The following is an 18,525-nucleotide window of genomic DNA, read 5'->3' on the forward strand; positions in this document are numbered from 1 at the left end:
TTTCAGCGCACGCTAGCAGCCGATCCGGACGATCGCCAGGCCCGTCCCGTCCGCCGCCGGGCGCCGCTCAGAGCGCCGGCACGTCGTCCCAGCGCCCGCGGCTGTACGCGGGCGGGTAGGGCGCTTCGCGCCAGGACAACCCGAGCTCGGCGGCGGCTCGCAGGGGCCACGCCGGCTCGCGCAACGCCGCCCGGGCGAGGAGCACCACGTCGGCGTCGCCGTCGGCCAGGATCTTCTCGGCCTGCTGGGGCTCGAGGATCAGGCCGACAGCTCCCGTACGGATCCCGGCTGCATCCCGGATCTCCCGGGCGAACGGGACCTGGTAGCCGGGGCCGACGGGGATGTCGGCCAGCACGTTGCCGCCGGTGGAGGTGTCCACCAGGTCGACGCCGCGCTCGGCCAGCAGGCCGGACAGCCGGACGGACTGGGCGCCGTCCCAGCCGCCCTCGACCCAGTCGGTGGCCGAGATCCGGACGAACAGAGGCTTCGTCACCGGCCACGCGGCACGCACCGCGTCCACCACCTCGAGCAGCAACCGGGTGCGACCGGCGAAGTCGCCGCCGTAGCCGTCGGTGCGGTGGTTCGACAGCGGGCTGAGGAACTGGTGCAGCAGGTAGCCGTGCGCGGCGTGGATCTCGACGACGTCGAAGCCGGCCTCGTCGGCGCGCCGGGTGGCCGTCACGAAGGCCGTCACCAGCTCCGCGATCTCGTCCACCGTGAGCTCGGCCGGCGGCGCATAGCTGGGAAAGGACTCCGGTGAGGGTCCGACCGTGCTCCAGCCACCTGCGGCCGGGGGCACGCTCCCCTGCGGCTCACCGTCGAAGCCCCGGTAGGTGGACGCCTTGCGACCGGCGTGGGCCAGCTGGACACCGATCGCGGCGTCCTGGCTGTGCACGAAGTCGACGATCCTCCCCCAGGCGTCGCGCTGGGTGTCGTTCCACAGACCCGTGTCCTGCGGGCTGATCCGACCCTCGGGGGCGACGGCGGTGGCCTCGGTGAGAAGCAGGCCGAAGCCGCCCTGGGCCCGGGCGCCGAGGTGCACGAGGTGCCAGTCGGTCGGCACGCCGTCCTCCCGATCCACCGCGTACTGACACATCGGAGCCAGCCAGATGCGGTTCGGGACGGTCAGGTCGCGCAGGGTCAGCGGCTCGAAGAGTGTGGTCACGCAGGCCACAACCGGGCCGCGCCGGAGAGGATTCCGGACCGCGGCGTCTGCTGCGTCACACGAGCCGGGGGAACAAGACCTGTGGACAGGGTCGAGGCCGCGGGAAACGTGCGGCTCGCCGGTGTTTCGTGCCCGACATCTCGGGAACCCCCTGGCAGGCTAGGCAACTGATGGGGCTCGTGTTATCAGTGTGACGCCTGTTTCGCCCCAAGGATCTACGAGTGGAGCGAAAGAGACGATGCGGAAACGGCTGATCGGCCTGTTAGTGAGCCTCACCCTCGCCCTGACCGCCGGTGTCGCCGCGGCCGGCCCGGCCTGGGCGGCCCCCGATCCCCCCACCAAGACCGACACCGCCAAGGGCGACGCCACCAAGATCCAGGCCGCGAAGACGAAGGCCGCGCGGGAGAAGGCCGCCCGAGCGGCCGCTCAGCGCAAGGCGACCGCCGCCGCCAGAGCCAGGGCAGCGGCGGCGGCGAAGGCCAAGGCAGCGGCAGCGGCCCGGACCCGGGCCATCCTGGAGTCCGGTCCGAAGGCCGCCGCCGCAGCTCGGGCGGCTACAGCTGCTCAGCGCGCCGTGGCCCCGGCCCGGGCGCGCGCCGCAGCCGCCGCCCGCAACGCCGCGGTGGTCAAGGCCCGCGCGGTCGCGGCGGCCAAGGCCGCGGCCGCCGCCAAGGCACGGTCGGCCGCCGTCGCCAAGAGCAAGGCGCCCAAGAAGCAGAACACCGCCGCCAAGGCGGCCGCCAAGACAGCGGCCAAGGCCGCCGCGGCCGCCGGCAAGGCGAACGCGGCAGCCGCGAAGGCCAGCGCCGTCGCCGGCCGCGCCGCCGCGCTGGCGCAGGCCAACGCCGTGGCCAAGGCGAACGCGGCCACAGCGGCCCGGCTCGCCTACATCGGCTACGCCAAGCAGCGCGCCGACCTGGCGGCCAAGGCGGCCAGGACCGCCAGCGGCGCGTCCGCCAGGGCCAGCAAGTCCGCCAAGGCGGCCGGCGCGCGCTACAAGTCCTCCGCCAAGACGACCAGCAAGGCGAAGACGAAGGCGACCGCGGCGAACAAGAAGGCGGCGCCCTACCGGAAGAAGATCGCCGCCACCGGTGCGATCGCGACGCAGGCGCGAACGCAGTCCACCGCAGCCACGGCCGCGGCGAAGGCAGCCGCCAAGGAGCTGAAGGACGCGCAGAAGGCGGTCAAGAAGGCCAGGAAGAAGTCAGCGAAGGTGCGGGCCGCGGCGGCTGCCCGCGCGGCCGCTGCGACCGCCCGGGCCACCGCCACCGCTGCGGCGGCCAGGACCGCCGCCACCCGGGCGGCGGCCACCGGTACCGCGTACGCCGCCGCCGTGGCGTCCGGCCGTGCGCCCATCGCCGCGGCCACCGCGGCGACCAGCCGCTACCAGGTCTCGGCGCGCACCACCGCCGCGGCCCGGAGCACCGCGGCCCGCACGTCGGCTGCGGCCAAGTCGGCCAAGACCGCCGCCGCCCGGGCCACGAAGTCGGCCGCCTCGTTGAAGAAGGCCGCCGGTCCGAACGCCACGTGGGCCCCCAGCGACTACATGACCTTCAACAACCTGAAGGGGTCCAAGGCCGACCGCTACCGGATCATCAGCGACTTCAACAAGGCCATCAAGTCGGTGCCCGCCGGCGGTCAGATCCGGATGGCGATGTACCTGTTCGACGTACGTAGCGTCGCCGACAACCTGATCGCCGCCGACAAGCGGGGGGTCAGCGTGCAGATCGTCATCGACGGTGAGGAGACCAACAAGCAGATCCGCAAGGTGAAGCGGGCGCTCGGCAAGAACAAGAGGTCACGCTCGTTCGTCGCCACCTGCGACCACAGCTGCATGTCCAAGGCCGCCTCGGTCATCCACGCCAAGTACTACCTGTTCTCGGTGGCCGGCCAGCGCAAGTACGTCTCGATGATCAGCTCGGCGAACCCCTACACCGGGAACACGTCGCTGAGCTGGAACAACAACCACGTCATCGTCGCCGACAGGGTGATCTACGACTCGCTGAACCGCTACTTCCTCGACATGATCAAGGACAAGTCGAACCGGAAGTACTTCCGCACCACCACCAGCGGGAAGTACAAGATCTTCCTCTACCCGCAGACGCCGAAGAAGACGAACGACGTCGTCTGGATGAACGCCCTGAACCAGGTGACCTGCAAGACCGGCAAGGGCTACGGCACCGCTGACGGCCGGACGCTCATCCGGGTGGCCAACTGGGGCTGGTCGAGCCCCCGGATCGACGTGGCCAAGCGGCTGGTCCAGCTGCAGGCCCAGGGCTGCAACGTCCAGGTGATGGTGAACCGGGGCCGGATCACCAAGCCGGTGCTCAAGACCCTGCTGACCAGGACCAAGCGGGGCCAGATCCCGGTCTACGACGCCTGGCGGGACAGCAACAACGACGGCTTCGCCAGCCGCTACGTGCACCACAAGATGATGACGATCAACGGCCGGATGGCCGGCAGGGACGTCAAGATCACCTGGACCGGCTCGCAGAACTTCACCGGGCCGGGCACCTTGACCAACACCGACCTGGTCCTGCGGATCGTCGATCCCAAGGTGACGGCGGCGTACGAGAAGAACTTCGCCTACATCCGCGGCAAGGCCACCAAGCGGATGAAGAAGGTGCCGTGGGCGGTGGGTCGCACGGGCCTCGCGCTCCTCTGACCCGCTGGGCAGCACCTCCGGCACGAGAGAAGCCGGCCGGACCCGATCGGGTCCGGCCGGCTTCGTCGTGTTCAGGCGATCAGCGGGGACCCTGGGGCGCCGGCTCCCCGGGACCGCCGCCGCGGCCGGGCAGCCCGTTGCGGAAGTCGGTGTAACCGCGGCTGCTGACCAGGTCGGGGGGCGGGGCGTCGAAGCTCTGCATCGCCTTGCCCTCCAGGTACGCCTGCATGGCCGGCTTCCAGATGTCCTGACCGGCGTCACCGCTGCCGGAGCCCTCGAGCAGCAGGCCGGTCGACGGGACCGTGTAGCCCTTGAGACCGTTCGCCCGGTAGCCGGACCGGCCCTGGAGGAACGGCGCCCGGGTGTTGTCGATGCTGATCATCGCGGCGCCCGACACCTGCGGGGTGTAGCCGGCGAACCAGACGGCCGCGTTGCTGTCGATGGTGCCCGTCTTGCCGGCCTGCGGGCGACCGTCACCGGTCAGCACCCGCCGGCCGGTGCCGTCGGTCATCACCGAGGAGAGCAGGGAGTTCATCGCGTTCGCGACGTCCTCGCTGATCACCCGCTCGCAGTTCGCGCTCGGCACCTCGCGGGCCGCCCCGGAGCTGTCGGTGACCGACTCCAGGATGATCGGATCGCAGTGGATGCCCCCGGAGGCGAAGGTCGCGTAGGCCTCGGCGACCGACAGCGGGCTGACCTCGAGCGTGCCCAGGGTGAACGACGGCTTGTCGTCGTAGGAGCTGACCGGGGCGTCCTTGGTGCTGGACTCGATCCCGAGCTTCTCGGCCATCTTCACCACGTCGCACATGCCGACGTCGAGGGCGAGCTGGACGAAGTAGGTGTTGACCGAGAACTCGGCCGCTCGATACATGTCCATCGTGCCGTTGACCCCGGTGGAGTTGCTGACCCGCCAGCTGCCGGCGACCTGGCCGGGACCGTCGCAGGTCTCGAAGGTCCGCCCCGAGAAGTCCATCGACCGCGCCGCGTCGTACCGCTGGGACAGGGGGATGCCCTTCTCCAACGCCGCTGCGGCGGTGAAGGCCTTGAACGTCGAACCGGCCTGGAACCCCTGCGCGCCGCCCATCTCGGGGCCGACCGAGTAGTTCCAGTACGTCTCGCCCTTCTTGGTGCTGTCCCCCATCACCGGCCGGCTCTGCGCCATGGCCACGATCAGCCCGGTGCCCGGCTCGATCATGTCCATCGCCGAGATCACCGGGTCGGTCGGTCCGACGACCCTGCTGACGGCCTTCTGGGTCTGGTCCTGGGTGTCGGGGTCGATCTTGGTCTTGATCACCAAGCCACCGCGCTTGATCGTCTGCTGGCGGGTCTCCACCGTGTCGCCGAGACTCGGCGTCTGCTCCAGGGAGCGGTAGACGTAGTCGCACAGGAACGGGTAGTCGGTGCCCTGGCAGCCGTTGATCGTGGTCGTGACCTTGTTCTTGCGGAACTTGGTCTTGACCGCCTTGGCCGCCTCGGCGTCGGTGATCACGTCCAGCGACGCCATCCGGTTGATCACGACGTTGCGCCGCTGCAGAGACGCGGTGGGGTTCTGGACCGGGTTGTTCGCCGTCGGGTTCTGGACCAGGCCGGCAAGCATGGCCGCCTGCGGCAGCGTGAGCTTCGCCGCGGTCGTGCCGAAGTAGTGCTCGGCCGCCACTTCGACGCCGTACACGCCGTCGCCGAAGTAGGCGATGTTCAGGTAGCGCTCGAGGATCTCGTCCTTGCTCAGCGTCTTCTCGACGGAGATGGCGTAGCGCAGCTCGCGGATCTTGCGCCCGTAGCTGTCGTCCTGCGCCGCCTTGACGCCCGCCTCGTCACCGGCCTTCTTGGCTTCCTCGATCTGCACCATCTTCACGTACTGCTGGGTGAGGGTGGACCCGCCCTGGGTCACCCCGCCCGCGACCACGTTGGTCACCAGGGCCCGCATCGTGCCGACCACGTCGAGTGGACCGTGCTCGTAGAAGCGGTGGTCCTCGATGGAGATGATCGCCTGCTTCATCGCCGGGGCGATCTCGGTGAGCGGGACGTAGACGCGGTTCTCGTCGTAGAAGTAGGCCAGCACGTCGCCGTTCACGTCCAGCACCTCGGAGCGCTGGCTCTGGGCGGGCTGGTCGAAGGCGGCCGGCAGGTCGTCCAGCGTCCCCTCAGCAGCCTTCCCGGTGAAGATCGCGGCACCCACCGCGGGGAGCGCGACGACGGCGATCAGCAGGCCGCACAGGGCGCTGACGGCCAGGAACAACCCACCGGCGCGAAGGCGCCGGAGGGCCGAGGACGTGGTGGCGGGACGGTCGGGGCTGAAGGAGGGCATCGAACGTTGAACTCCCTGCGCCCCCGGACCGTTCCCGCCACCCCTGCGTGAGTCTCCTCACACGTCTGGCTGCCGACCCCTGGGTGGGGGTGTCAGTCCAGCGAACCCAGGGCGATCGAGGCCTTGACCGGACCACCGCTGTGCACCAGGGACTCCTGGCCGGTGACGTCGTCGAACGCGAACCCGTACGCCCTGCCGTCCACCATGTTCGCGTGCACGATCGCCGAGTAGTGGTTGGTCAGGTCACGCTGGTAGAACCGGCTCGCGTCGTCGACGGGCTCCTGGGTCGACTCCCCCAGGGTGCCGCGGTGCAGACCCGCGCACAGGGTCCTCGAGATCGGACCGACGACGTGGTCGTTCGGAGCCGCCAGGGCTCCGTCGCAGTCCCACACGTTGGCCGTGGTCGGCTTGGCGAAGCGGGCCACCTGCTCGCCGGCGGTGTTGGTGAAGACCAGCTCGTTGCCGGTCGTGGTGCCGAAGAACGTCGTCTCCGGCTCGTGCGCGAAGGGCACCACGGTCAGCTTCTTGTCGGTGTACGCCGCCCACGCCTCGTCGATGTAGTCATCCAGGTAGGTCGCGCTCATCGCGTCCACACCGCTCGCCTTGCCCGGCGAGAGGACCCGCAGGACCTGGCCGTCGGCACCACGCACCACCGTCTTCTCGAAGCCCCTGGTCTGCTCGACGGTGTCGATGATCTTCTGCCGGCCGCCGTCCTTCAGCGCGCCGGCGGTGGAGCTGCTGCCGTCGTCGCCGGTGACGCTCACGGTGTGCGGCACGGCGAACTGGTCGACCTGGGTCGAGTTGAGCCACAGCCCGTAGTCGTTGAAGGTGAACTCCGACCAGTCGAAGAGGATGGCGGCATTGTCGTCCGTGGGGTTCCACGGGGCGGGCTGGACCAGGCCCGCGTCGACCAGACCGAAGTCCAGCTTGGACGCGAACGAGAAGTAGACCCGACCGGAGATGTTGCGCGGCACGTCCACGGTCATCGAGGCGCCGTCGGCCGGACCCGGGATCGACGCATCCGGCGCGTCCACCCTCACCGGTCCGCCCGGGAGCGACCACGGCGTGAAGACGCCCTCGGCGTTCACCCAGCCGAGCTCGTCGGTCCTCAGGTCGACGCCGAGCACGTAGAGGTACAAACCGGAGCGTCCGGTGTCGTTGGTGATCGTGAGGGGCAGCTTGTCCGGGACCGCCGCACGAGCCGGGGTCGCGGTGGACAGGGCGGCGGCGATGATCATGACCAGCGCGGCCAGCAGGGCCGGCACGGCGGCGCCGAGCCGGCGGACCCCGCGGGGCGGGTGGGTCGACCACGGTGACCGTGTCGTCAGTGGATCCAGCGCGTGCGAGGGCGTGCGGGGATGCAACATGGCTCTACGCCTTCCGTCGGGTTACGAGGTGCAGCAACCACCCCGGCGCAGCACACGTCGTCGTGGCCGGACAGGTCGTCCCCGGTGACGGAGACACTGAGTGATCACACGCGGCCGTCCCCCCGCGGGGCTACGGTGCGACCTGGAGCCTGTCGGAACGGGCCGACGGCTGCACAGAGATGGAGATGGCGGCAAGCTGGCCGCTCGATGTACCGCGCGAGAACCGCCGCGGATTGTCAACCTTCGAGCCTCGGGACCGTCGCTCCGCCGATCTGTGGGAGCGCTCCCAACGCGTCGTTACCTCACAGTAACCTGCGTCACACCGACGGTCAAGATCCCGCCGCGGGCCCACCGGGCGGTCCATCTGGCGTCCCTGCCCGACCGACCTCCCGACCGACTGGTCGGCGCCCTCGCTCCCTAGGATGGAGCAGACGTCGACGGGAGAGGTGCAGGCGTGCCGTACTCGCTGGGTGTCGACCTGGGTACGACCTTCACGGCCGCGGCGGTCGACGACGGCTCCGGGCCGACGATGGTGGGGCTGGGCAATCGAGCGCTGCAGATCCCGTCGGTCCTCTTCCTCGATGACGGGGAGCTCGTGGTGGGCGAGCCGGCGGAGAGACGCGGCTCCGTCGAGCCCGATCACGTGGTCCGCGAGTTCAAGCGGCGCCTCGGTGATCACGTCCCCCTGCTGGTGGGCGGTTCGCCGTTCTCCGCCGAGATCCTGACCGCCCGCCTGCTGGAGTGGGTGGTCGAGCGCGCCACCGAGCGCATGGGCGAGGCGCCGGCCGAGGTCGTGGTCACGCACCCGGCCAACTGGGGACCGTTCAAGATGGAGGTCTTCGCCCAGGTGATGACCCTGGCCGACGTCCGGGCCCGGCTGGTACCCGAACCCGTCGCGGCCGCCGCCCAGTACGCCTCTCGCGCCCGGGTCGAGGTGGGCGACAAGCTGGCCGTCTACGACCTCGGCGGTGGGACGTTCGACGTCTGCGTCGTGGAGAAGACCGAGGACGGCTTCGCTGTCCTCGGTCAGCCGGAAGGTGCTGAGCGCCTCGGTGGCACCGACCTGGACCACGCGCTCTTCGGTGAGGTGATGGCCGCTCTGGCCGATCGCACCGGCGATCTGAACCCGGACGACCCCGCTGTGACCATCGGTCTGACCCGGCTGCGACGGGAGTGCGTCGAGGCCAAGGAGGCACTGTCCACCGACATGGCGGCGATCGTGCCGGTGTCCCTCCCCGGGCTGACCACGACAGTTCGGGTGACGCGCAGTGAGTTCGAGACGCTGATCCGACCGCCGCTGGAGGTGACGGTCGCCGCGATGCGACGTGCGCTGCGCTCGGCCTCTCTGGGCCCGGCCGATCTGACCGCCATCGTGCTCATCGGTGGTAGCTCCCGCATCCCCCTTGTCGGCGAGATGCTGCAGCGTGCGTTCGGTCTCCAGCCCGCCCTCGACACGCACCCGAAGCACGACGTCGCGCTCGGAGCCGTGCGTCTCGCCGCGCCGCGCGCCGAGCTCCACGAGTCGGTCGTCGCACCGTCCACCCCGGCTGCGGCATCCGTGCGTGCACCCGGCTCGAGAGCGCGCTGGCCCCTCGCCGCCGGGGTGGCGTCCGCCCTCGCCGCCGTGGTGATCGCGACCCTCGTCATCCAGGCACGCGGGACGCTCGACGACTCCGTCGGCGCGTCACCGACTCGGGACGGGAGCGCCGTCTCGGCGAACCCGAACCGACCGACCCCGACAGCCACGCCGAAGCCCACCCCCACGCCGACGGTGACGTCCACCCGACCCGAGTCGCGGGCCGCGGACCTGCCGCGGGCGGCGGTGGCCCTGCCGGCCGACGAGCTGCTGCTGACCCGCAAGGGAAAGGTGGACTGGGACATCTGGCGGATGACCATCGGGGGCGTGGACACCAAGCGCCTCACTCTCGGCGCAGGATCGGACACGAGGTCTGTGCTCTCCACCGACCGCCGCACGTTCATCTACCTGCACGAGGCTGCCGCCGAGAGTGAGAGCGAGATCCCCGGAGCCGGACCGACGCCCGACGTGGACGGACTCCGGGTCATGGCGGTCGACGGAACCGGCGACCGGCGGTTGTTCACCGAGGGCACGGCGGCCAAGCTCGACCTCGGGCGGCCGGGCTGGAGCCGCGACGGCACGAAGCTCGCCAGCCGCTCGCGCACCCAGGGGAAACCCGACCAGCTGGTCGTGCTGTCGATCGACGGGACCAGCCACCGGACGATCGCGGAGGCGCCGATCCTGAGTGACCCCGGCTTCACGCCCGATGGCAGGCGCGTCACCTACTGGGCCAGCGAGCGCACGGGCGTGGACGGCGGGACCCTGATGTCGGTGCCGGTCGACGGCGGAGCCCCGCCGGTGGAGATCCTCCCCGGAGAGCCCGGGCAGGACGCTGATCCGGCCTGGTCCCCCGACGGGACGACGTTGGCCTTCCGTCGCCAGGACCGAGACGGGTTCAACGTCTGGGTGGTGCGCTCGGACGGCACGGGGCTCCGTCGGTTGACCAGCGCGAGAGGCCCGGACCAGGATCCGAGCTGGTCACCCGACGGACGCCGCATCGTCTTCCGCAGTGCCCGCCTCGGCGAACCGGACATGTTCGTGATGAACGCCGACGGCACCGACCAGAAGCTCGTCGTGCATCACCCCGAAGTGGACGGCGGACCGGCCTGGACCCGTCGCTGATCGCTGGTCGGGCTGCCGACCCGGCTGTTGCGGTGGGGACGCCGAGGACGGCGAGGTGCCCCCTGCCGCCGTCCCGGCCGGCGCGACTTGGCCGCCGGCAGCGCCCCGATGACCGGCCCGTGCCCCGCGGCCCGGTCATACTGGCTTCCCGGCCGCCGTCGGTGTCCGACAGCCACGAGGGGTGGATCGCGTGACCAGACGCTGGCTCGTCGCGGTCGCCGTGGCCGCGGTCGTGGCCGTGAGCCTCGTCGTCGGCCTGGTGGTCGTCGACCGGTCCCCGGCGGTCCGGGGCGCCGAGGCTCCGAGGACCTCGCAGCCCGGCACGCCGCCCCCGACCCCGACCCCGACGGCTGCCCCGCCCACCACGGGACCGCGGTCGGGTCCGCCCGCCGGGACCGTCCACGTCGACGACCGCTACCGGGCGCGGTATGCCGGCCGCTACGTCGGCTGGGATGAGCTGCTGACCCGTGGCCGGCCGCTGCCTGCCGTGACGGCCAGATGTCGGGCCGACTGGAAGGCCACCAGCCGCGACCGGGCGCTCGACTGGGGGAAGTCCACCTTCTTCTGCCTGGACCAGCTCACGGGCAACGGTTTCCACCCGCAAGGGCTCGGGGGCACGTCCACGACCCAGGACTACCGGATCGGTGGGCGTCCCGCCGCCGACCGCAACATCATCGCGATCAGCTCGTACTCCCGGAAGCAGGAGAACGGTCTGCTCTACCCGCACCGGCCTGGCTTCACCGACGCCACCAGGCTGACCGTCATCGACCTCGACCGACGGGTCTACAACCAGGTGGAGCTGGTGCGGCTGGCCGGCACCGACGGGTTCTCGGCGCTCGACTCCCACGGCAGCGGTGTCGTCTGGGTCGGTCAGTACCTCTACTCCTCGAGCCTCCGGCACCTGTGGATGTACAACGCCGACGACCTGATGGAGATCGATGGTCACTTCGTGCTGCCGGCGGTCGCCCACTGGAGGGCCCGGGGAACCGGCGGGTTCTCCAGCATCAGCGTGGATCCGACCACCAGTCCGAGGACGCTCACCGCGATCAACTTCACCCAGACGCAGACCTCGTGGGCGCAGACCTTCCAGCTGGACCGCGCGGGTCGACTCCGGACCGGGGCCGCAGCCGCCGATCGGCCCCTGAGCCTCGTCGGCCGGTACGGGCCCAGCCCGGCCGGGATCCGCAGCAGCCGCTCCCGGATCGTGACGGGCAGCAACTTCCAGGGCATCGGCTCCTTCGGACCGTACGGTCTGGTCAACTCCTCGTCGCTGAAGATCGACGGCCGGCGCCACGGCGACAACCTGGTCGTCACCAAGCGGGGCCGATCCCTGGCTCGGTTCTCGATGCCGAAGGAGAACCTAGAGTCGGTGTACGTCGACCACCGGCGCCGCCGGTACGTCACCGTGACCGAGTACGGTCGCCAGTTCCTGTTCTGGCTGCCCCTGGACCACCTGATCGAGCGCGCCGAGCGCTGACGGCCGATCCGTCCGCCGGACCGCTAGCCCACGTACGCCGCCAGGTGCTGCCCGGTGAGGGTCGAGCCGTCCGCCACCAGGTCGGTGGGAGTGCCCTCGAAGACGATCCGGCCGCCGTCGTGTCCGGCGCCCGGCCCGAGGTCGATGATCCAGTCCGCGTGCGCCATCACCGCCTGGTGGTGCTCGATCACGATCACCGTCTTGCCGGAGTCCACCAGGCCGTCGAGCAGACCGAGCAGCTGCTGCACATCGGCCAGGTGCAGCCCCGTGGTCGGTTCGTCGAGCACGTAGACACCGCCCTTGTCGGCCATGTGGATGGCCAGCTTCAACCGCTGCCGCTCGCCGCCGGACAACGTGGTCAGCGGCTGGCCGATGCCCAGGTAGCCGAGTCCCACCTCCCGCATCCGGGTCAGGATGGCGTGGGCCGGGCCCTTGGTGAAGAACGCGTGCGCGTCGTCGACCGACATCGCGAACACGTCGGCGATGGTCCGTCCGTCCAGCGTGTACTGCAGCACCGCGTCGGTGAAGCGGCGACCGTTGCACTCCTCGCAGGTGGTGGCCACGCCGGCCATCATGGCCAGGTCGGTGTAGACCACGCCGAGACCGTTGCAGTGCGGGCAGGCACCCTCGGAGTTGGCGCTGAACAGTCCCGGCTTCACCTTGTTGGCCTTGGCGAACGAGGAGCGGACGCTGTCCAGCAGCCCCGTGTAGGTGGCGGGGTTGCTGCGCCGGGACCCCCTGATCGCGGACTGGTCGACCGAGACCACCCCGGCGTCCCGCGGCATCGAGGAGTGGATCAAGGAGCTCTTGCCCGAGCCGGCCACGCCGGTGACCACCGTCAACACCCCGAGGGGGACGTCGACGTCGACGTCTCGTAGGTTGTGCCGTCGTGCGCCGCGGATGGGCAGGCTGCCGGTCGGGGTGCGGACCGCGGACTTGAGCCGGGCCCGGTCGTCGAGGTGTCGACCGGTCAACGTCCCGCTGGCCCGTAGACCCTCGACGGTGCCGGTGTAGCAGATCTGCCCACCGTCGACCCCGGCCCGGGGGCCCAGGTCGACCACGTGGTCCGCGATCGCGATGGTCTCGGGCTTGTGCTCGACCACGAGCACCGTGTTCCCCTTGTCCCGCAGCCGCACCAGCAGCCCGTTCATCCGCTGGATGTCGTGCGGGTGCAGACCGATCGTGGGCTCGTCGAACACGTAGCTGACGTCGGTCAGGCTAGAGCCGAGGTGCCTGATCATCTTGGTCCGCTGGGCTTCGCCGCCGGACAGGGTGCCCGAGGGACGGTCCAGGCTCAGGTAGCCGAGACCGATCTCGACGAACGAGTCCAGCGTCTGCTGGAGGGTCTGGACCAGCGGGGCCACGGACGGCTGGTCGAGCGTGGTCCGGACCCAGCCGGCCAGGTCGCTGATCTGCATCCGGGCCGCGTCGGCGATGTTCAGTCCGGCGATCCGGGACGCCAACGCCGCCCGGTTCAGCCGGGCACCGTCGCAGTCGGGGCAGTCGGTGAAGGTCACGGCGCGGTCCACGAAGGCGCGGAGGTGGGGCTGCAGGCTCTCCTTGTCCTTGGCCAGGAAGGACTTCCGCACCCGCGGCACCAGACCCTCGTACGTCATGTTGATGGTGGCGATCTTGACCTTGATCGGCTCGGAGTAGAGGAAGCTCTCGCGTTCCTGCTCGCTGTAGTCGCGGATGAGCTTGTCACCGTCGAGCAGACCGGACTCGCTGAACACCCGGACCAGCCAGCCGTCCGGGGTGTAGCCGGGGACGGTGATGGCCCCGCCGTTCAGCGACTTGTCCGGGTCGACCAGCTCGTCCAGGTCGATGTCGGTGACCGAGCCGCGGCCCTCGCAGGTCGCGCAGGCTCCGGCCGCGGTGTTGAAGCTGTAGTGGAACGCGGGTCCCCCCGACGGCTCGCCCAACCGGCTGAACACGATCCGCAGCAGCGCGTGCGCGTCGGTGGCCGTGCCCACTGTCGAGCGGGAGTTGGCGCCCATCCGCTCCTGGTCGACGATGATCGCTGCGCTGACCCCCTCCAGCACGTCGACGTCGGGGCGGCCCAGGCTGGGCATGAAGCCCTGGACGAAGGCGCTGTAGGTCTCGTTGATCAACCGCTGCGACTCGGCGGCGATCGTGCCGAAGACCAGCGAGCTCTTGCCCGAGCCCGACACGCCGGTGAACACGGTCAGCCGGCGCTTGGGGATGTCGACGTCCACCGAGCGCAGGTTGTTCTCCCGGGCACCGCGGACCCGGATGGCGGCGTGGCTGTCGGCCGGATGGGGTGACGCGCTGATCGTCATCCGGTCACTTTAGGGACCGGGACCGACAACCGTCTGACCGATCGTCGAGCCCGGCGCGAGATCATGCGGGAGTGACCATGCGCGCCCTCGTCGTCCACGGACCCCGCGACGCCCGCGTCGACGACGTCCCGGTGCCCACCCCGGGAGCGGGGGAGCTGCTGGTGCGGGTCGACCGGGCCGGCATCTGCGGCACCGACGTCGAGCTGTTCACCGGTGAGATGGCCTACTACGCCCGGGGCCGGACCCACCACCCGCTGCGACCCGGGCACGAGTGGACCGGCACGGTGGTCGAGGTCGGCTCCGAGTCGGAGGGGCTCTGGGTCGGCCGCCGGGTGATCGGCGACACGATGCTGGGCTGCGGTCGGTGTGCCGCGTGCCGAGGCGGGCGTCACCACCTGTGCCCCGACCGCCGGGAGGTCGGCATCACCGACGGCTGGCCGGGGATGCTCGCCGAGTACGCACTGGTCCCGACCAGGTTCGCGCACTACGTGCCCGACGCGGTGAGCACCGACGCGGCGGCGTTGGTGGAACCGGGTGCCAACGCGCTGCGGGCGGTCCGGGCCGCCGGAGCCGACCACGGCTCCCGGCTGTTGATCATGGGCGACGGCACCATCGGTCTGCTGGCCGCGCTGTTCGCCGTCGACGCGGGGGCCGAGGTCACGGTGAGCGGACTGCGGCCCGAGCGCCTCGCCCTGGCCGCGCGCCTCGGTGCCGCCGCCACCGCGCGAGCCGACCGGCCGACCGACACCACCGCACCGGCGTCCTACGACGCCGTCCTGGACGCCACGTCCGACCCGACCGCCCCCGGGTCCGCGCTGACCCTGGTCCGCCCCGGCGGTCGGTTGGTCCTGATCGGGCTGGCCGGCACGCCGAGCCTGCTGGACACCCGCGACCTCGTGCTCGCCGACGTCACCGCCGTCGGCATCCTGTCGGCCTCCCCCGCCCTCGCCGACACGCTCCGCGCGTACGCCGGTGGGCTCGACCCGACCCCGATCGTGGCCGAGACCGTCGGGCTGGACGAGGTGCCGCACCGGCTGGCCGGTCTCGGCGGTACGGGTCCGGGACCGAAGGTCCTGGTCGACCCGCACGGCTGACCGCGCCGCCGCGCGCTGTCCGCCGTCCGCTGTCCGCTGTCCGCCGTCCACCGTCCGCTGTCCGTGGACACCGGCGGAGGGTGGTGAGACTCTCGGACGATGCGCACCGACCCGATCGACAAGTGGGTCCGCGGGCTCGTGGCGGACACCGTCGTCGCCGACACCCGCAGCCCGTTGCTGTTCTGGGAGTCCGACTTCCCGGTGCCCGGCTATGGCCTCCCCACCACCGACGTGCGGATGGACCTGCTGGTGCCGACCACCTCGCCGCCGCCCACCGGCTTCGACTTCCACGAGCCGCACGGGCCGGTCAGCGAGACCTACGACCTGGTGCTCGGCGACAGTCGTCTGCCGCGGGCCGCGTGGCGCCGCGACGACCGAGCGCTGCGCGACCGGATCGTGCTCACCTGGCGTCCCGGGACGATCGACTGGTGGGAGGAGGACGAACCGGTCGCGAGCCATCCGCGAGACCCCTACAAACGGGTCGAGACCCTGGCCAGCAGCCGGCACGTCGTCGTCTCCGCCGACGGCACCACCCTGGCCGACAGCCGCTCACCGGTGCTGTTGTTCGAGACGACGCTGCCCACCCGCTTCTACCTACCCGAGTCCGATCTCGATCTCGACCGGCTGGTGCCCAGCGCCGCCCGGAGCCACTGCCCGTACAAGGGCCGGGCCGACCGCTACTGGAGCGTGCGCGACCGGCCGGACCTACCCGACATCGCCTGGTCCTACACCGAGCCGTACCCCGCGGTGGCCGCGATCGCCGGCCGGGTCGCCTTCTACAACGAGCTGCTCGACATCACCGTCGACGGTCGCCGGCAGGTCCGCGCCGGCTCACCCTTCACCAGCCGGGACCACCGACCGGGAGCGGGCTGAGCAGCACGCCGGCCACGGTCGAGGGCTTCCCGCGGAATAGGTGGACCGACGAGGAGGTTGCCGTGTTCGACCGAACAGAGCCTTCGCCGTGGAAGGAGCTCCGCACCGCCCGCAAGGAAGCACCTCATGTCCTTCTTCTCGAAGCTCCGCTCGTCCCACTCCCCCCGCCACCGGACCCGGCGCGCTCTCGCCGCGGCCTCGGCGGCGACCAGGCGGGACGAGATCGTCCTCGCCGCCACCACCCGCGCCGGAGTCCCGCCGCGCCTGTGACGCGAGCTCAGGCGCGCCGCTGCCGATAGGCCGTGGGCGGCATCCCCGCGTACGCGCGGAAGCGGGACGAGAAGTAGAGCGGGTCTGCGAAACCGACTGTCCGAGCGATCTCGGCGACCGTACGGGGAGTCAGGTCGAGCAGCTGCTCGGCCAACCGCATCCGCTGCCGTTCCCGGTAGCGCATCGGGGAGAAGCCGACCTGCTCGGCGAACAGGTGCCCGAAGCGCGAGGGTGACAGCCCGGCACGGCGGGCCAGCCCAGCCACGGTGATCGGCTCGGCCAACGAGGCCGCCATCACCTCCATCGCGTCGAGCACCCGGGGGTCGAGCCCCCCGGCCCCGGGGTCGGACGTGGTGCACCACAGCAGAGCCGCCTCCACGGCGTTCACCGCGAACATCGTCGCCTGCCGCAGGTCGCTGCGCCCGTAGGAGTCGGCGGCCGACAGCGCCTCCCGGATCCGACGCCGGGCGTCACCGGCGGTGCGCACCCGCAGCAGCCCGGGCACCGGCTGCGGCCAGTCCAGCCAGGTCAACCACTCCGGTCGCGGGTGGACGTGGGCGAACTGGAGCGACCAGAGCCGGTCGGCACCCGCCACCGCCGGTCCGGTGCCGTAGTCGTGCGGCACACCGGGCCGGATGACCAGCACGTCGCCGGGGACGGTGACCAGGTCGGGGTGACCGGCCACGCCGATCCTCCCCGCCCCGGCCACGGTGTTCAGCAGCAGCCAGTCCTCGGTCCCGGCCGGACGCCAGACGTCGTAGCGGTCGTCGGCGGTGAACGCTCCGGCGAGCACCTGGTCGACCGCGGGGGGTGGTTGCTGCTCACGTGCCACAGCAGGATCTTCCATGTTCTCAACCGCCTGCGCCATGGCCCGGCGGTGACTGGCGGCGAAGAATCTCCTGCATGAGCCAACTCGTGACCGAACGCCCCGACATCGCCCAGCGCTATGCCGAGACCGGGGTCGTGCTGATGCGCCAGCTGCTGACCCCGGCGGAGGTGGCGCGGGTCCGCGACGTCTACACGCGACAGATCGAGACGGACCGCTCGCTGGGTTTCGACGACGGGCTGCCGGCCGACGACATCCTGTCCCGCTATCCTCGGATCGTGCACCCCCACCGTCGCCCCGACTCCGAGGTCGGCGAGATCGCCCTCGAGCTGATGCTCGACGACCGGATCCTGGGCGTGGTCACCGAGCTCATCGGCCCGGCGCTGGCCGCCCAGTCGATGTTCTACTTCAAGCCCCCGACCGCACGCGGGCAGGCCCTCCACCAGGACAACCTCTACCTGCAGTCGCACCCGGAGACCTGCATCGCCGCCTGGATCGCGGTGGACGACTGCGACGCCGACAACGGCGGCCTGGCCGTGGTGCCGGGGTCGCACACCATCCACGTGATGTGCCCGGAGGAGGCCGATCCGGAGGTCTCGTTCACCACCATCACCGTCCACGTGCCCGAGGGCGTCGAGGTGGTGCAGACCGAGATGAAGGCCGGTGACGTGCTCTTCTTCCACGGCAGCGTGGTGCACGGGTCCCGGCCGAACAGCACCACCGACCGGTTCCGTCGGTCGCTGATCTTCCACTACATCCCCGAGACCAGCGTCGAGGTGTCCACCTTCTTCCAACCGCTGATCGCTCCGGACGGCCGGGAGATCACCATCCAGGCGTCCCCGGAGGGTGGACCGTGCGGTGAGGGCTGGTCCGCCAGCGGGCACTGACCGGCAGTCAGGCGGCCGGCTGCAGCTTCCGCAGACTCCGGCGGATGTGGCTCTTGACCGTGCCGAGCGGCATCTGCAGTCGTTCGGCGATCTGGGTGTGGGTGAGGTCGTCGACGATCGCCAACTGGAGGACCTCCCGCGGCGCTTCCGGAAGCTGCCCGAGCCTCTGGTCGATGCTGAGCCGGCCGATGACCCTCTCGGGCTCCCCGTCCACCGAGAGCTCTCCCGCGCCGACCAGCTCCTGCCGGAGCTGGACGTCGACCAGGCGTCGACGCGTCCGACGCTCGAGCGCGTCGACGATCTTGTGGCGGGCGATCCCCATCAGCCAGGACGAGAGGGTGGCGCGATCGGGCTGGAAGCGACCGCGACCCTGCCAGGCGGCCGCGAAGACCTGCTGCAGCACGTCCTCGGCCTCGGTGGCGTCGCCGATCGTGCGGCGGGCCACCGAGTAGACCAGACCGGCGTACTCCCGGAAGATCGCCTCGAAGGCGGCTTCGTCGCCGGAGCGGAAGCCTTCGATGGTGCGGGGGTCGAGTGCCACGCTTCCTCCTCGGCCGGGCGACGACGGACACCGATGGGTACCCGGGTCGAGCGG

The 18,525-nt window shown here is 71.0% G+C and carries 13 protein-coding genes; 7 read left to right on the forward strand and 6 right to left on the reverse strand.

Annotation, left to right across the window (positions count from 1 at the left end; translation table 11 throughout):
• Positions 1 to 67 precede the first annotated feature (67 nt).
• Positions 68 to 1,165: an NADH:flavin oxidoreductase/NADH oxidase gene (locus tag ABD714_RS06390; RefSeq protein WP_344811469.1), complete on the reverse strand. Its 1,098-nt coding sequence runs from the start codon at positions 1,163 to 1,165 to the stop codon at positions 68 to 70.
• 265 nt (positions 1,166 to 1,430) lie between these two features.
• Here ABD714_RS06390 and ABD714_RS06395 point away from each other — a divergent pair, with 265 nt between their 5' ends.
• A complete protein-coding gene (locus ABD714_RS06395) occupies positions 1,431 to 3,830 on the forward strand; it encodes a phospholipase D-like domain-containing protein (RefSeq protein ID WP_344811470.1) in 2,400 nt (799 codons plus the stop codon).
• Positions 3,831 to 3,909: 79 nt separating this feature from the next.
• Here the strand turns inward: ABD714_RS06395 and ABD714_RS06400 are convergent, their stop codons facing one another.
• Together ABD714_RS06400 and ABD714_RS06405 are read right to left on the reverse strand one after the other, a co-directional pair.
• Positions 3,910 to 6,138, reverse strand: a complete 2,229-nt coding sequence (locus ABD714_RS06400; protein ID WP_344811471.1) for a transglycosylase domain-containing protein — start codon at positions 6,136 to 6,138, stop codon at positions 3,910 to 3,912.
• A gap of 92 nt (positions 6,139 to 6,230) precedes the next feature.
• The gene (locus ABD714_RS06405) at positions 6,231 to 7,505 is read right to left on the reverse strand and encodes a beta-1,3-glucanase family protein (protein ID WP_344811472.1); all 1,275 of its coding nucleotides are present in this window, start codon (positions 7,503 to 7,505) and stop codon (positions 6,231 to 6,233) included.
• A 454-nt stretch (positions 7,506 to 7,959) separates the two neighbouring features.
• Here ABD714_RS06405 and ABD714_RS06410 point away from each other — a divergent pair, with 454 nt between their 5' ends.
• Positions 7,960 to 10,203: an Hsp70 family protein gene (locus ABD714_RS06410; RefSeq protein ID WP_344811473.1), complete on the forward strand. Its 2,244-nt coding sequence runs from the start codon at positions 7,960 to 7,962 to the stop codon at positions 10,201 to 10,203.
• A 190-nt stretch (positions 10,204 to 10,393) separates the two neighbouring features.
• The gene (locus ABD714_RS06415; protein WP_344811474.1) at positions 10,394 to 11,680 is read left to right on the forward strand and encodes a hypothetical protein; all 1,287 of its coding nucleotides are present in this window, start codon (positions 10,394 to 10,396) and stop codon (positions 11,678 to 11,680) included.
• Positions 11,681 to 11,703: 23 nt separating this feature from the next.
• Here the strand turns inward: ABD714_RS06415 and ABD714_RS06420 are convergent, their stop codons facing one another.
• Positions 11,704 to 13,980: an ATP-binding cassette domain-containing protein gene (locus ABD714_RS06420; RefSeq protein ID WP_344811475.1), complete on the reverse strand. Its 2,277-nt coding sequence runs from the start codon at positions 13,978 to 13,980 to the stop codon at positions 11,704 to 11,706.
• Between the two features lie 77 nt (positions 13,981 to 14,057).
• Here ABD714_RS06420 and ABD714_RS06425 point away from each other — a divergent pair, with 77 nt between their 5' ends.
• From ABD714_RS06425 to ABD714_RS06435, 3 genes are all read left to right on the forward strand, one after another.
• The gene (locus tag ABD714_RS06425; RefSeq protein WP_344811755.1) at positions 14,058 to 15,074 is read left to right on the forward strand and encodes a zinc-dependent alcohol dehydrogenase; all 1,017 of its coding nucleotides are present in this window, start codon (positions 14,058 to 14,060) and stop codon (positions 15,072 to 15,074) included.
• A gap of 99 nt (positions 15,075 to 15,173) precedes the next feature.
• Entirely contained in the window at positions 15,174 to 15,947 is a 774-nt protein-coding gene (locus ABD714_RS06430) for a DUF427 domain-containing protein (protein ID WP_344811476.1), read from the forward strand.
• Between the two features lie 126 nt (positions 15,948 to 16,073).
• On the forward strand, positions 16,074 to 16,217 hold the full coding sequence (locus ABD714_RS06435; protein WP_344811477.1) for a hypothetical protein: 144 nt from the start codon (positions 16,074 to 16,076) through the stop codon (positions 16,215 to 16,217).
• A 7-nt stretch (positions 16,218 to 16,224) separates the two neighbouring features.
• On the opposite strand, the gene ABD714_RS06440 is transcribed toward ABD714_RS06435, so the two are convergent.
• The gene (locus ABD714_RS06440; RefSeq protein WP_344811478.1) at positions 16,225 to 17,049 is read right to left on the reverse strand and encodes a helix-turn-helix domain-containing protein; all 825 of its coding nucleotides are present in this window, start codon (positions 17,047 to 17,049) and stop codon (positions 16,225 to 16,227) included.
• A 71-nt stretch (positions 17,050 to 17,120) separates the two neighbouring features.
• On the opposite strand from ABD714_RS06440, the gene ABD714_RS06445 reads away from it, so the two are divergent.
• Entirely contained in the window at positions 17,121 to 17,930 is an 810-nt protein-coding gene (locus ABD714_RS06445; RefSeq protein ID WP_344811479.1) for a phytanoyl-CoA dioxygenase family protein, read from the forward strand.
• Positions 17,931 to 17,937: 7 nt separating this feature from the next.
• Here ABD714_RS06445 and ABD714_RS06450 read toward each other — a convergent pair whose 3' ends face one another.
• A complete protein-coding gene (locus ABD714_RS06450) occupies positions 17,938 to 18,471 on the reverse strand; it encodes an RNA polymerase sigma factor (RefSeq protein ID WP_344811480.1) in 534 nt (177 codons plus the stop codon).
• Positions 18,472 to 18,525 lie beyond the last annotated feature (54 nt).

The sequence above is a fragment of the Microlunatus aurantiacus genome (genome assembly GCF_039536605.1).
GTDB lineage: Bacteria > Actinomycetota > Actinomycetes > Propionibacteriales > Propionibacteriaceae > Microlunatus > Microlunatus aurantiacus.

Coding starts and splice junctions, on each gene's coding strand:
- ABD714_RS06400 (WP_344811471.1), bottom strand. CDS start 6,138: ATGCCCTCCTTCAGCCCCGACCGTCCCGCCACCACGTCCTCGGCCCTC.
- ABD714_RS06405 (WP_344811472.1), bottom strand. CDS start 7,505: ATGTTGCATCCCCGCACGCCCTCGCACGCGCTGGATCCACTGACGACA.
- ABD714_RS06420 (WP_344811475.1), bottom strand. CDS start 13,980: ATGACGATCAGCGCGTCACCCCATCCGGCCGACAGCCACGCCGCCATC.
- ABD714_RS06425 (WP_344811755.1), top strand. CDS start 14,058: ATGCGCGCCCTCGTCGTCCACGGACCCCGCGACGCCCGCGTCGACGAC.
- ABD714_RS06430 (WP_344811476.1), top strand. CDS start 15,174: ATGCGCACCGACCCGATCGACAAGTGGGTCCGCGGGCTCGTGGCGGAC.
- ABD714_RS06435 (WP_344811477.1), top strand. CDS start 16,074: ATGTCCTTCTTCTCGAAGCTCCGCTCGTCCCACTCCCCCCGCCACCGG.
- ABD714_RS06445 (WP_344811479.1), top strand. CDS start 17,121: ATGAGCCAACTCGTGACCGAACGCCCCGACATCGCCCAGCGCTATGCC.